The organism is Mesorhizobium bavaricum (genome assembly GCF_056781655.1).
In genome coordinates this window covers 101,452-115,191 of sequence record NZ_CM165566.1, presented here as the reverse complement: position 1 = coordinate 115,191, position 13,740 = coordinate 101,452, and the positions used below count along the sequence as shown (strand labels likewise).

The window sequence follows — 13,740 nt, the reverse complement described above, 5'->3', positions numbered from 1 at the left end:
CGCCAACCTCTGAACGCGGAAAGGAGGCAACAATGCGCTATCAGAACGCCACGGCGTATCGCTTCCTCGCGCCCTATCTGCTGATCTTTGCAATCTTCTGGGTATGGCCGATCATCGATTCCTTCATGATCTCCTTCCAGGCGACGCGCACCGTGCCGTGGCGGTTCGCACCCGGCTTCAACTGGGGCCGATTGATCGGCGACCCCGCCTTCTTCAACGCATTGAAGAACACGCTGCTCATCCTTGTCATCCAGGTGCCGGTGATGATCACGCTGGCGATCGTGATGGCGGTGCTGTTGAACTCGCCGCTGCTCAAGGCGAGGGGTCTTTACCGCTTCGCCTTCTTCGCCCCGGTCGTGGTCGGCGAAGTTGCCTACTCCGCGGTCTTCCGGCTGATGTTCAACCTCAACTTCGGCATCATCAACAAGCTCTTGAACAGCGTCGGCCTGCCCAGCATCGACTGGTTTTCCAACGTCACACCGGCGATGGCGCTGATCATGATCGCGGTGACCTGGCGCTGGGCCGGTTACAACGCCATCATCCTGCTCGCCGGCATGCAGTCCATACCCGAAGATGTCTATGAGGCGGCGACGCTGGACCGCGTCAGCAAGTTCAAACAGTTCTTCTACATCACTCTGCCGCTCTTGAAGCCGGTCATCGTGTTCTGCCTCGTGCTGTCGATCATCGGCACCATGCAGCTGTTCACCGAGCCCTTCCTGATCACCGAGCGGGGCGGACCGGGCGGCGGCACGGAAACGCTTGGCCTGTTGCTTTACCGCCAGGGTTTTCGGTCGCTCAACTTCGGCTACGCATCGGCCGTTGCCTACACCATGGCCGCGCTGGCGATCGCGATCACGCTGGTGCAGCTGTGGCTGACGAGGGAACCGAAATGAGTTCGCGCTCCTCCGCCAGGCTGGGACGCAGCATCGCGCTGCATCTGTTCCTGACGCCCCTGGCGCTGATCTGGCTGTTTCCGCTGTGGATGATGGTGGTGTTCTCGACCATGCCGGACAACGGCATCTTCAGTCCCGGCATCGAGCTTTTGCCGCACGGCAACTTCATGGACAATTTCAACAACCTGCAGCGTGACACCGACTTCGTCGGCGCCATCGGCATTTCGGTCTCGGTGGCGGTGACCTACACGTTCCTGTCGGTGCTGCTGACGTCGATGGCCGGCTGGGCGCTGGCCCGCTACCGGTTCTTCGGCAAGGGCGTGGTTGTCGCCATCATCCTCGGCACCATCACGCTGCCCTATGCGGTGGTGCTGATCCCGCAATTCATCATGGTGGCGCGCGATTTCAAGCTCGCCAACACCTGGGTGGCGCTGATCGTGCCGCCGCTGTTCAATTCGCTCGGCGTGCTGTTCATGCGGCAGAGCTTCTCGATGATGCCGGACGACCTTTTCGATGCGGCGCGCGTCGAGGGGGTCAAGGAATGGCGCATCTTCCTCTTCGTCGCGCTGCCTCTGGCGCGGCCGATGCTGGCGGCGCTCGCCATTATCCTGTTCCTCGCCTCCTGGAACAACTATTTGTGGCCGCTCCTGATCAACAGCCAGCCGGGGTCGATGACGGCGCCGGTGGCGCTCGGCACGCTGATCGGTCTCACCAAGGTGTCGTGGGGCGGCATCATGGCGGGCGCGGTGATGCTGACGGTCCCGATGCTCATCGTCTTCGTGCTCCTGCAGCGTCATTTCATCGCCGGCATCGCCGCCGGCGCGGTCAAGTAAGGGGCAGCATGGCAACGGTCACGCTCAACAATGTCATCAAGCGTTTTGGCGTCTTCGAGGTCGTCCATGGCGCCAACATCGACGTCAAGGACGGCGAGTTCGTCGTCTTCGTCGGCCCCTCCGGCTGCGGAAAATCGACGCTGCTCAGGATGATCGCCGGGCTCGAGGACATCAGCGGCGGCGAGATCGCCATCGGTGGCAAGCTCGTCAACGATGTCGAGCCGGCCGACCGCGGCATTGCCATGGTCTTCCAGTCCTACGCACTCTATCCGCACATGACGGTCGAGCAGAATCTGAGCTTCGGATTGAGGATGACCGGCAATCCGAAGGCCGACACCGACCGGCGCGTCAAGCGAGCCGCCGAAATCCTGCGCATAAACGAACTGATGAAGCGGCGTCCCAAGCAATTGTCGGGCGGCCAGCGCCAGCGCGTCGCAATCGGCCGCGCCATCGTGCGCGAACCGCAGGTGTTCTTGTTCGACGAGCCGCTTTCCAATCTCGACGCCGAGTTGCGCGTCCAGATGCGGGTCGAGATATCGCGGCTGCACAAGGAACTCGGCACCACCATGATCTATGTCACGCACGACCAGACCGAGGCGATGACACTCGCCGACAGGATCGTCGTGATGCGTGCCGGCCATATCGAGCAGATCGGCCGGCCGCTCGATCTCTATGACGATCCCGACAATCAGTTCGTGGCCGGCTTTGTCGGCTCGCCAAAGATGAACTTCATCAACGGCCGCATTGTCGGGCGCGATGCACGGGGTGTGGTGGTCGAGCTGGCGGGTCAGGAGAAGACCCGTATCGCGCAACCGCTGACGGGTGCCGCACCCGAAGCAGGAAGCAAGGTCATCGTCGGCGTGCGTCCCGAACATTTCGGCAGCGCCGGAGAGGGCGACACCGACCTTGTGGTTCGCATCGACGTGGTCGAGCACCTGGGCGGCACAAGTTTTCTCTATGCCAGAACGGCGCACGGTGAAGACGTGGTGATCCAGCGCGACGCGGCCAAGGTTCCCGACGCGTCCGAGATCACCGTTTCCATCCGCAAATCCTACCTGTTCGACGAAAAAGGACTGCGGCTGCGCTGACCGGCCGCCCTTCCAGCCTTCAAGGAGAATGACAATGACCTCAACCACGCCCATTCGCTGGGGCATTCTCGGCCCGGGCAGCATCGCCCAGGCCTTTGCCGGTGGCGCGGCCGCTTCGCGCACTGGGAAGCTGGTTGCCATCGGCGCGCGCAATCCCGCCAAACCTGGCCTCGCCGAGAGTTTTCCCGGCGCCCGCATCCTCGATGGCTACGATGCCTTGCTCGCCGATCCGGATGTCGATGCCGTCTACATTTCGATCCCGCATCCCGGCCATGCGCAATGGGCGATCAGGGCGGCGGAAGCGGGCAAACATGTGCTTTGCGAAAAGCCGCTTGCGCTGACCGCCTTCGAGGCCGACGCCATGATCCATGCCGCGCGCAAGGCCGGCACCTTTCTCGGCGAAGCCTTCATGTACCGATTGCACCCGCAGACGCTGAAGCTGGTGGAACTGATCAGATCGGGCGTCATCGGCGACATCCGGATGATCAAGTCGAGTTTCGGCTTTGCCATGCCGGGCTTCATGCCGGAGCATCGGCTCTATGCCAACGATCTTGCCGGCGGCGGCATTCTGGATGTTGGCGGCTATCCGGTTTCGATGGTGCGGCTGATTGCCGGGGCAGCGGCAGGTCTCCCCTTCGCCGAGCCGGACAAGGTGGTTGGTGCTGCCCATCTTGGTCAGTCCGGCGTCGACGAATGGGCCTCGGCGCTGCTGCATTTCCCGGGCGGCATCATTGCCGAAGTTTCCTGCAGCATCTCGCTTAACCAGGACAATGTGCTGAGAATCTTCGGCACCAGGGGCCGCATCGAGGTGCCGGACTTCTGGTTCGCAGGCGGCAACCGTGATGTCGGCCTGGGTCGGATCGACGTGATCGGGTCCGATGGCGCGCGCGAGACCATCAGCGTCAACGAAAAGCGCCATGTCTATTCCTTCGAGGTCGATGCTGCCGGGGAGGCCATCCTCGCCGGACGGCAGGAGTTCGCCTGGCCAGGCATGGGCTGGGCCGACAGTCTCGGCACCTTGCGCGTCCTCGACAGATGGCGGGCGGCGGCGGGCCTGGAATACGGGATCGAGAAGGCGCCGCAGCGCACCAACACCATCTCCGGCCGGCCTTTGCGGTCGGGTGGCACGGCGATCGGCAAGCGCACCATTCCGGGCCTGTCGAAGCCGGCGTCGGTGGTGGCGCTCGGCTTCGAGGATTTCCGCACCTTTTCATCGGGCTCGATCCTGCTCGATGCCTTTTTCGAGGCCGGCGGCAATCTCTTCGACACCGGCTATGTCTACGGCGGCGGTTACACCGAGGCGCTGCTTGGCGAGTGGTTGAAAAACCGCGGCGTGCGGGCGCAATCGGTGGTCATCGCCAAGGGCGCGCACTCACCACTCTGCTATCCCGATGTGATCGGCAAGCAGCTTGCCCAGTCGCTCGACCGGCTGCAGACCGACCACGTCGATGTCTACTTCATGCACCGCGACAATCCGGATGTGCCGGTAGGCGAATTCGTCGATGCGATGGATCGTGAGGTGAAGGCTGGCCGCATCCGTGGCCCGTTCGGCGGCTCGAACTGGACGATGGAGCGCATGGACGAGGCTATTGCCTATGCCGAACGCACCGGCAAGCAGAAGCCTGGCGCATTGTCCAACAACTTCTCGCTGGCCGAAATGCTGGAACCGATCTGGGCGGGCTGCGTGACCTCGTCCAGCGACGAATGGAAGGCCTGGCTGAGGTCCCGCCAGATGCCGAATTTCGCCTGGTCGAGCCAGGGGCGCGGCTTTTTCACCGATCGCGCCGGGCGTGACAGGCACGACAATGAGGAACTGGTGCGGGTCTGGTACTCGGAGCGGAATTTCGGCCGCCGCGACCGGGCGATCGACCTGGCCGCGAGGCTGGGCAAGAGCCCGATCCATATTGCACTGGCCTATGTGCTCAACCAGCCCTTCCCATCCATTCCGCTGATCGGGCCGCGCACGCTGGGCGAGTTGGACGACAGCCTGCGCGCCCTCGACATCACACTTTCGTCGGCCGATCTCGAGTGGCTGGACGGCGGCAGCCTGCGCGCCGCCTGATGCATGTCGCCCAAAAGTGCGCAGCGGTTTTGGGGTAACGACATGCATGAACCTGATGCATGTCGCCCAGAAGTGCGCAGCGGTTTTGGGACAACGTGCATAAAAGCAGGACCCCAACAGCGGCGTCAGGTCTCGTCGTCCGGCAGGCTGGCGCCGCGTCTGGCCGGAGTTCTCATGCTGGCATACATGCCGGTGGTGCGGAATTGGCTGGGCGTAATGCCGTAGCAGCGGCGGAAGACCTTCGAAAAATAGTTCGCGTCCTCGAAGCCGCACAGGATGGCGACTTCCTTCACCGGCAGGAAATCCGCCTTGGTCAGCAGCTTCGCCGCCCGTTGCAGGCGCTGCTGCAGCACGAACTCGGCGGGCGGCAGGCCTTCGCTCTCGGCAAAACAGCGCGAGAAATGGGCCCGGCTGAGGCCACTGATCTGGACAAGATCCGCCACCGGGAGCGGCTTGTCGAGGTTGGCACTGATGTGATCGATGACCGGCTGCATGGCGCTCTGTTTTTCGGCAAAGGCATGTGAGCCGAACACATCGTCATAGAGTGCCATCGCAGCTTCGTAGGCGACGGCGGAAGCGGCACCCGGCGAAGCAGCCCCCTTGATGAGGCGCAGGCTGCAATCGGCAAGATGATCGATCGTCGCCGGCTGCAGCCGAAACACCGGACCCGAAGTGCCGAGTATGGATTTGTGGATGCGCAGCGCCTCCTCGCCGTTCATCGAAATCCAGAAATATTCCCAACGCTCATCCTTGGCCAGCCAGTAACGGTGGTTGTGCGGCACCAGCACCAGCAAAGTGTCGTTCTTCTGCAGGCGATAGTTGCGGTTCTCATAGCGCAGCCGGCCGGTCCCGCTGATCGTGTGCTGGAGCACTGTGAACGGTGTCTGGCCGCGCCTGCGCCCGTCCCAGTCGTAGATCTCGTCCTCGCGCACTTCATAGCCCGTGCTCGTCGGCATGGCGTGCAGGCGCTGGCGGCCGCGCGGCAGCGAGATCGTGCGCATGGACTGTCCGTTGGCTATCAAATCCTGCAGCATAAAATTACCCTTGAAAGCATAATCCTTCTCTGGTCGCGCTCGCGAATAAGCGCATAATCCCCCTCGAAAAGCGAGAGAGATCCGCAGTCGAGGAGCGGACAGGGAGGTTGGCAGGCCGGAATCCAGCTTGTCTTGCACACATGTCATGGCATGTGGCTGGACCTTTCCTTGTCATTCCTTGCCTGACATTTGAAGGAAATGAGGTCCGGCTGATGAGTTTCAAAATCGCTATCATCGGTGCCGGCAGCGTCGGCTTCACCAAGAAGCTGTTCACCGACATTCTGTGCGTGCCCGAATTCAAGGACATCGAATTCGCGCTGACCGACGTCAGCGAGCACAATCTTGAGATGATCAAGGCGATCCTCGACAGGATCGTCGAGGCAAACGGACTGCCGACCAAGGTGACGGCGACCACCGAGCGCCGCAAGGCGCTCGAAGGCGCACGCTATGTCATCAGCTGCGTGCGGGTCGGCGGCCTCGAAGCCTATGCCGACGACATCAGGATTCCCCTGAAATACGGCATCGACCAATGCGTCGGCGACACGATCTGCGCCGGCGGCATTCTCTATGGCCAGCGCAACATTCCGGTGATCCTCGATTTCTGCAAGGACATACGTGAGGTCGCCGAGACGAACGCCAAATTCCTGAACTACGCCAATCCGATGGCGATGAACACCTGGGCAGCGATCGAATACGGCAAGGTCGACACCGTCGGGCTCTGCCACGGCGTCCAGCACGGCGCCGAGCAGATCGCCGAGGTGCTAGGCGCGAAGTCAAGGCAGGAACTCGACTATGTCTGCTCCGGCATCAACCACCAGACCTGGTTCATCGATCTGCGCCTGAACGGCCGCGAGATCGGCAAGGATGAACTGGTTGCCGCCTTCGAGGCGCATCCTGTCTATTCCAGGCAGGAAAAGTTGCGCATCGATGTCTTGAAGCGCTTCGGCGTCTATTCGACCGAAAGCAACGGCCATCTTTCGGAATATCTGCCCTGGTACCGCAAACGGCCCGACGAAATCACGCGCTGGATCGACATGTCCGACTGGATCCATGGCGAGACGGGCGGCTATCTCCGCTATTCCACGGAAACCCGCAACTGGTTCGAAACGGAATATCCACAGTTCCTCGAAGCGGCGTCACAGCCGATCGATCCCGAGAAACGTTCCAACGAGCATGCCAGCCATATATTGGAGGCGCTGGAGACCAACCGCGTCTATCGCGGCCATTTCAACGTCAAGAACAATGGCGTGATCACCAACCTGCCGCGGGACGCCATCATTGAGTCGCCCGGCTTCGTCGACCGCTTCGGCATCAACATGGCCGCCGGCATCACGTTGCCGGAAGCCTGTGCCGCCACCTGCATCGCCTCGATCAATGTCCAGCGCATGTCGGTCCATGCCGCGATATCAGGCGACATCGATCTCCTGAAGCTCGCCGTGCTGCATGACCCTCTGGTCGGCGCGGTTTCAACCCCGGAGGAGGTCTGGCAGATGGTCGATGAAATGGTCGTCGCCCAGGCAGCCTGGCTGCCGCAGTATGCCCACGCGGTTCCGGCCGCCAAAGAGCGGCTGTCGACATCTGCGGTGAAGACCCGCGAGTGGGCGGGCGCAGCGCGGCGCAGCGTGCGCTCGATCGAGGAATTGCGCGCCGAAAAAGCCGCGCTGAAGCAGGCCGGCTGAAAACCTCATGCGGTGATGGTGGATCTACGGGAGGCAGATCCACTGCCAGGAAGCCGTTTGAATTCGAGGAGAAACGGAGCAGGTGAAAATGCTCCGGAACAAACAAGAGGGAGAGAGACAGTGAGGAATTTACGCAATATCGGCCTTGCTGCCGGACTGGCGCTGAGCGTCTCGGTCTCGGCACTCAGTGCATACGCTTCCGAGCCGACGGTTCCGCCGGCGCCGACACCGTTCCCCGCCGAGGGCAAGATCAAATATGTGGCGCGTGACTCCATCCTGGAGTTCAAGGCACTCCCGCAATATCACGAGCCTGACTGGGTTACCGAGAAATACGTCAAGACCGGCAAGCTGCCGCCGGTGAAAGACAGGCTGCCGAAAGAGCCGCTGGTCTTCAAGACCGGCAACATGCAGGACGGCATCGGCGTCTATGGCGACACGATGCGCCACGTCATCGGCGGCCGGCCGGAAGGCTGGAACTACGGTGCCGGCCAAACGCAAGGCTGGGGTGGCATCGATATCGGCCTTTCCGAATGCCTGACGCGCACCGCGCCGCTGTTCCAGGTCGAGGCCAAGGACACAGAACCGCTGCCAAACCTCGCCAGGAGCTGGGATTGGTCGAGCGACGGCCACAAGCTGACGATGCACCTTGTCGAAGGCGCCAAATGGTCGGATGGCGTGCCCTTCAACGCCGACGATGTCATGTTCTACTGGGACGACGAGGTCGTCGATCCCAACGTCTCGCCGCTGAACGGCGCGACGCCTGAAACCTTCGGTGTCGGCACCACGCTGAAGAAGATCGACGACTACACCGTCGAATGGACCTTCAAGGAAGCCTTCCCGAAGCAGTATCTCTACGCAATGGCCTACGGCACCTTCTGTCCCGGCCCCGCGCACATCCTGAAGCCGCAGCATCCGAAATATTCGAAGAACACCTACGACCAGTTCAAGAACGCCTTCCCGCCGGAATTCATGAACATGCCGGTGATGGGCGCCTGGGTGCCGGTCGAATATCGGCCGGACGACATCATCGTCATGCGCCGCAACCCCTACTACTGGAAGGTCGACGAGAAGGGCAACCAGCTGCCCTACCTCAATGAACTGCAGTACAAGCTGTCGACCTGGGCCGACCGCGACGTCCAGGCGGTCGCCGGCTCGGCCGACTTCTCCAATCTGGAGCAGCCGGAAAACTTCGTCGCCTCTCTGAAGCGTGCGGCGGAGGCGAACGCGCCGGCCCGGCTGGCCTTCGGCCCGAGGCTCATCGGCTACAATCTGCGCCTGAACTATTCCGCCAATGGCTGGGGCAACCCGGACGAACGCAGCCAGGCGGTTCGTGAGCTGAACCGCAACGAGGATTTCCGCAAGGCCGTCACCATGGCGCTCGACCGCAAGGCGCTCGGCGACTCGCTGGTCAAGGGCCCGTTCACCGCCATCTATCCCGGCGGCCTGTCGTCGGGCACCAGCTTCTATGACCGCGATTCGACCGTCTACTTCCCCTTCGACCTCGAGGGTGCCAAGGCCGAGCTCGCCAAGGCCGGCCTCAAGGATACCGACGGCGACGGTTTCGTGAACTTCCCGGCCGGCACCGCGGGCGGCAAGAACGTCGAGATCGTGATGCTGGTCAACAACGACTACACCACCGACAAGAGCCTTGCCGAAGGTGTTGTCGGCCAGATGGAAAAGCTCGGGCTTCGGGTCGTGCTCAACGGCCTCAACGGCACCCAGCGCGACGCTTCCCAATATTCCGGCCGCTTCGATTGGTTGGTCCGACGCAACGATCAGGAGCTGACGTCGGTGGTGCAGAACACCGAGCAGCTCGCCCCGGTCGGTCCGCGCACCAGCTGGAACCATCGCGCGCCGGAAAACGGCGAGGTCGATCTGATGCCTTTCGAAAAGGACCTCGTCGACATCGTCAACAAGTTCGTCTCGACGCAGGACAATGACCAGCGGGCCAGCCTGATGAAGCAGTTCCAGAAGATCTCGACGGAACACGTCTACAATGTCGGCCTGACGGAATATCCTGGCGCGCTGATCGTCAACAAGCGCTTCTCGAACATTCCGCAGGGCACGCCAATCTTCATGTTCAACTGGGCCGAGGATTCGATCATCCGCGAACGGGTCTTTGTCGCGGCCGACAAGCAGGCGAAATACGAATTGTTCCCCGAAGAACTTCCCGGCAAACCCGGAGACAAGGGGCCAATGAATTAGGTTTACCTCCCTGACCAAGAGAACTCCGGCCGCGCCGCTGGCGCGGCCGGACAAAACCAACCTCCGGACGCAACCAAAGGGCGCGGTCGGCGATACAAGGAAGCGGACCGTCCATGTTGCGATTCCTGCTCACGCGCATTGCGTCGGCAATACCGGTCCTCGCCATTCTGAGCCTGGTCACCTTTGCCATCATCCAGGCGCCGCCGGGCGATTATGCCGACTACATCCGCTCACAGCTGATCAATCAGGGTGGAGCCTCCTTCGCCGAGGCCGACGCGCAGGCCCAGGCCTATCGCATCGAGCATGGCCTCGATAAGCCGCTGCCCGTTCAGTATCTCAACTGGATCGGCGGCATCATCACCCGCGGCGATTTCGGCTACAGCCTCTACTACAACAAGCCGGTCGCCGATGTGGTCGGCGAGCGTCTGCCGCGCACGCTGCTTCTGGCGCTGGTCTGCCATCTGCTCGCCTCGGTCCTCGGCATCGGCTTCGGCATTTGGGCAGCGACCCGGCAATACACCTGGATTGACTCGACGCTGTCGGCCATCTCGTTCCTCGGCATGACAGTGCCGCGCTTCCTGATGGCGCTGATCATCGTCTATCTCCTGGTCTTCCAGTTCAACGTGTCGGAAATCGGCAGCTTCTTCTCGCCGCAATATGGCGGCGCGCCGTGGTCGTGGGCCAAGTTCGCCGACCTGGTCAAGCATGTCTGGCCGGTCGTGGCGATCGCCACCTTCGGCGGCCTCGCCTACAACATGCGCGTCATGCGCGGCAATCTGCTCGACACGCTGAACGCGCAATATGTCGAGACGGCGAGGGCCAAGGGACTGACCGGCGCCGCCGTCGTCATGCGCCATGCCGTGCCCAACGCGCTGCACCCGCTCGTCATGTATCAGGGCGTGGTGCTGCCCTACATGCTGACCGGTGAGATCGAGACGGCGATCATCTTCGCGCTGCCGACCGTCGGCCCGGCGATCGTCGGCTCCATGGCTGTCGGCGACGTCTACGTCACCGCCACCTTCATGATGGTGCTGTCGGCGACGCTGATCGTCGGCAACATCATCGCCGACATGCTGCTCGTCCTGCTCGATCCGCGCGTGCGCCAGTTCGGGGAAAGCTGAGATGCTGGCTTTCGACAATCTGCCACCGCCGCTGCCTGCCGAGGGAGCCATCAACAAGCCGCAGCGCGGCAACGAGAGCTACATCGCGCTTGTCTGGCGCCGGCTGAAGCGCTCCTGGACCGGCATGGCCGGGCTTTGCCTCGTCGTTCTGCTGCTGGTGATGGCCGTGTTCGCCGAGTTCCTGGCGCCGATGGATCCGAAGGTCACCGATGTCGGCTTCGCCCCGCCGCAACTGCCCAGCTTTCACGACAAGGACGGCAATTTCGTCGTGCGGCCGAGGGTCTACGCCCTGGCCGATTCGGCGGACCTCGATCCGGTCACCTTCCAGCCCGTCGTCGGCCCCGACTATGACCATCCAAGGCTGCTTGGGTTCTTCGCGCATGGCGCGCCATACAAGTTCTTCGGGCTGTTGCCGGCGGACCGGCATCTGTTCGGTTCGCTGGACGGCCAGCCAGTGCATTTCCTCGGCACCGACAAGTTCGGCCGCGACGTGCTGTCGCGCGCCATCCATGGCTCGCGCGTCTCGCTGATGATCGCGTTGACGGTCGTCTTCATCATCACCGTCATCGGCACCACCGTCGGCATGGTCTCCGGCTATTTTGGCGGCAGGTTCGATGTCTGGATGCAGCGTTTCGTCGAACTGGTGCTCGCCTTCCCGCAGCTGCCGCTCTATCTGGCGCTGACGACGCTGATCCCGGTTACCGCGCCGACCAACGTGTTCCTCGCTTTCGTCATCATCGTTATGTCGGCATTGGGCTGGGCGCAGATGTCGCGCGAGGTGCGCGGCAAGACGCTGGCGCTGGCGCGGATCGAGTATGTGCGCGCCGCCATGGCCGTTGGCGCCACCGACCGGCGCATCATCATGCAGCACATCTTCCCCAATGTGATGAGCCATGTGATCGTCGCCGTGACGCTGGCCATCCCGACCGTGGTGCTGCTCGAATCCTTCCTCGGTTTCCTCGGCTTCGCCGTGAAGCCGCCGTTGATCTCGTGGGGTCTGATGCTGCAGGACACCGCGACCTATTCCGTCATCGGCACCTATCCCTGGATCCTGTCGCCGGTTGGTTTCGTGCTCGTCACCGTCTTTGCCTTCAACGCGCTGGGAGACGGCCTGCGCGACGCCGTCGACCCCTATTGAGGTGGCTGGGATGACCGTCGTGCTCACTGAATCCTTCGCCCCGACCGTCCGTCACGACCATGACGGACGCCACGACCAGCCCATCATCGACGCCCGCAATGTCGCCGTGTCCTTCAAGGTCGAGCATGGCGCCGTCGAAGCGGTCAAGGACATCTCGTTCCAGCTCTATCGCGGCGAGACGATCGCGATCGTCGGCGAGTCCGGTTCCGGCAAGTCGGTGACGGCGCGCACCGTCATGGGACTGCTGTCGCGGCGCGCCACGGTGTCGCCTACGTCGAGCGTCTGTTATGACGGCCAAGACATCCTGAAATTCCCCGAGCGTGCCCGGCGCCAATTGCGCGGCAACCGCATCTCGATGATCTTCCAGGAGCCGATGAGCTCGCTCAACCCGATTTACACGGTCGGCAGCCAGATCGTCGAGGCGATCAGGGTGCATCGCAAGATGAGCCGCAGGCAGGCGCAGGCGCGGGCGCTCGAACTTCTGCAGCACGTGCAGATTCCCGACCCCGCCGCGCGGCTCAGGCAATATCCGCACCAGCTCTCGGGCGGGCAACGCCAGCGGGTGATGATCGCCATGGCGCTGGCCAACAATCCCGATGTGCTGATCGCCGACGAGCCGACCACGGCGCTCGACGTCACCGTCCAGGCGCAGATCCTGAACCTGATCCGCAGCCTGCAGAAAGAGCTGCGCATGGCGGTGATCCTGATCACCCACGACCTGACCGTGGTGCGCCAGTTCTCCGACTACGTCTATGTCATGCAGCATGGCGAAATGTGCGAGCACAACGTCACCGAACGGCTTTTCGCCGATCCGCAGCATCCCTATACGCGGCGGCTGCTGGCGTCCGAGCCGCGCGGGCGGCCAAAGCCGCTCCCCGACGGCAGCAGTACCATTCTCGAGGCGAGCGGCGTGCGCGTCTCCTTCATGCTGCGCCATGGCAGCTTCCTGAAACCGGACTGGCGCGAACTGGTCGCGGTCGACGACCTCGGCCTCAAACTTTGCCGCCACGAGACGCTGGGGCTGGTCGGCGAGTCCGGCTCCGGCAAGACCACCTTCGGCCAGGCCCTGCTCAGGTTGATCGACGCCAAGCGCGGCGAGATCCACTTCGACGGCAAGCCGATCCACGGCCTGTCGAGGGCCGAGATGCGACCGCTGCGCTCGCGCATGCAGATCGTCTTCCAGGACCCGTTCTCCTCGCTCAACCCGCGCATGACGATCGGGCAGATCATCGAGGAAGGGCTGGTCGTCAACAGCATAGGGGCGACGCGGCGCGAGCGGGTCGAACGGGTGCGCGAGGCGCTGGTCAGCGCCGGCATGCCCGGTGATATCCTATCGCGGTTTCCGCACGAATTTTCCGGCGGCCAGCGCCAACGCATCGCGATCGCCCGCGCCATCGCCCTGGAGCCCGAATTCATCCTGCTCGACGAGCCGACATCGGCGCTGGACCTCTCCGTCCAGGCGCAGATCATCGACCTCTTGCGCAAGCTGCAGGACGATCGCGGCTTGAGCTACCTCTTCATCTCGCACGACCTCAAGGTGGTGCGCGCGCTGTGCCATCGCGTCATCGTCATGCAGCACGGCAAGATCGTCGAGCAGGGCCCCGTCGACGAAGTCCTGTCCAATCCCAAGACCGCCTACACCGAACGGCTCGTCAGGGCCGCTTTCGACGTGGCTTGAACATATGCC

Annotated in this window: 10 protein-coding genes; 9 read left to right on the top strand and 1 reads right to left on the bottom strand. The window is 62.8% G+C overall.

Annotated elements, in window-relative coordinates; translation table 11 throughout:
* Nucleotides 1-32 precede the first annotated feature (32 nt).
* Genes AC1RZR_RS00650 through AC1RZR_RS00635 form a run of 4 tightly spaced genes read left to right on the top strand, consistent with a single transcriptional unit; the run spans nt 33 to nt 4,876 of the window.
* Nucleotides 33-893, top strand: a complete 861-nt coding sequence (locus AC1RZR_RS00650; protein ID WP_477272953.1) for a carbohydrate ABC transporter permease — start codon at nt 33-35, stop codon at nt 891-893.
* Nucleotides 890-1,726, top strand: coding sequence for a carbohydrate ABC transporter permease (locus AC1RZR_RS00645; protein WP_111546824.1), 837 nt, complete (start codon nt 890-892; stop codon nt 1,724-1,726). Before AC1RZR_RS00650 ends, AC1RZR_RS00645 begins: the two co-directional genes overlap by 4 nt.
* An 8-nt stretch (nt 1,727-1,734) precedes the next feature.
* Complete coding sequence (locus tag AC1RZR_RS00640; protein ID WP_481827348.1) at nt 1,735-2,814, top strand: ABC transporter ATP-binding protein; 1,080 nt, start codon at nt 1,735-1,737, stop codon at nt 2,812-2,814.
* Nucleotides 2,815-2,848: 34 nt separating this feature from the next.
* Nucleotides 2,849-4,876: an aldo/keto reductase gene (locus tag AC1RZR_RS00635; protein WP_481827347.1), complete on the top strand. Its 2,028-nt coding sequence runs from the start codon at nt 2,849-2,851 to the stop codon at nt 4,874-4,876.
* 125 nt (nt 4,877-5,001) lie between these two features.
* On the opposite strand, the gene AC1RZR_RS00630 is transcribed toward AC1RZR_RS00635, so the two are convergent.
* The gene (locus AC1RZR_RS00630) at nt 5,002-6,057 is read right to left on the bottom strand and encodes an AraC family ligand binding domain-containing protein (protein WP_481827346.1); all 1,056 of its coding nucleotides are present in this window, start codon (nt 6,055-6,057) and stop codon (nt 5,002-5,004) included.
* Between the two features lie 65 nt (nt 6,058-6,122).
* Between AC1RZR_RS00630 and melA the strand changes: the two genes are divergently transcribed.
* The 5 genes from melA to AC1RZR_RS00605 all read left to right on the top strand — a co-directional run bounded on the left by melA (nt 6,123) and on the right by AC1RZR_RS00605 (nt 13,731).
* Entirely contained in the window at nt 6,123-7,589 is a 1,467-nt protein-coding gene (gene melA, locus AC1RZR_RS00625; RefSeq protein ID WP_481827345.1) for an alpha-glucosidase/alpha-galactosidase, read from the top strand.
* A 120-nt stretch (nt 7,590-7,709) separates the two neighbouring features.
* On the top strand, nt 7,710-9,794 hold the full coding sequence (locus AC1RZR_RS00620) for an ABC transporter substrate-binding protein (RefSeq protein WP_477272965.1): 2,085 nt from the start codon (nt 7,710-7,712) through the stop codon (nt 9,792-9,794).
* 113 nt (nt 9,795-9,907) lie between these two features.
* A complete protein-coding gene (locus tag AC1RZR_RS00615; protein WP_481827344.1) occupies nt 9,908-10,915 on the top strand; it encodes an ABC transporter permease in 1,008 nt (335 codons plus the stop codon).
* A gap of 1 nt (nt 10,916) precedes the next feature.
* Entirely contained in the window at nt 10,917-12,053 is a 1,137-nt protein-coding gene (locus tag AC1RZR_RS00610) for an ABC transporter permease (protein WP_481827343.1), read from the top strand.
* Nucleotides 12,054-12,063: 10 nt separating this feature from the next.
* Complete coding sequence (locus AC1RZR_RS00605) at nt 12,064-13,731, top strand: ABC transporter ATP-binding protein (protein WP_481827342.1); 1,668 nt, start codon at nt 12,064-12,066, stop codon at nt 13,729-13,731.
* Nucleotides 13,732-13,740 lie beyond the last annotated feature (9 nt).

Coding starts and splice junctions, on each gene's coding strand:
- AC1RZR_RS00650 (WP_477272953.1), top strand. CDS start 33: ATGCGCTATCAGAACGCCACGGCGTATCGCTTCCTCGCGCCCTATCTG.
- AC1RZR_RS00645 (WP_111546824.1), top strand. CDS start 890: ATGAGTTCGCGCTCCTCCGCCAGGCTGGGACGCAGCATCGCGCTGCAT.
- AC1RZR_RS00640 (WP_481827348.1), top strand. CDS start 1,735: ATGGCAACGGTCACGCTCAACAATGTCATCAAGCGTTTTGGCGTCTTC.
- AC1RZR_RS00635 (WP_481827347.1), top strand. CDS start 2,849: ATGACCTCAACCACGCCCATTCGCTGGGGCATTCTCGGCCCGGGCAGC.
- AC1RZR_RS00630 (WP_481827346.1), bottom strand. CDS start 6,057: ATGACATGTGTGCAAGACAAGCTGGATTCCGGCCTGCCAACCTCCCTG.
- melA (WP_481827345.1), top strand. CDS start 6,123: ATGAGTTTCAAAATCGCTATCATCGGTGCCGGCAGCGTCGGCTTCACC.
- AC1RZR_RS00615 (WP_481827344.1), top strand. CDS start 9,908: ATGTTGCGATTCCTGCTCACGCGCATTGCGTCGGCAATACCGGTCCTC.
- AC1RZR_RS00610 (WP_481827343.1), top strand. CDS start 10,917: ATGCTGGCTTTCGACAATCTGCCACCGCCGCTGCCTGCCGAGGGAGCC.
- AC1RZR_RS00605 (WP_481827342.1), top strand. CDS start 12,064: ATGACCGTCGTGCTCACTGAATCCTTCGCCCCGACCGTCCGTCACGAC.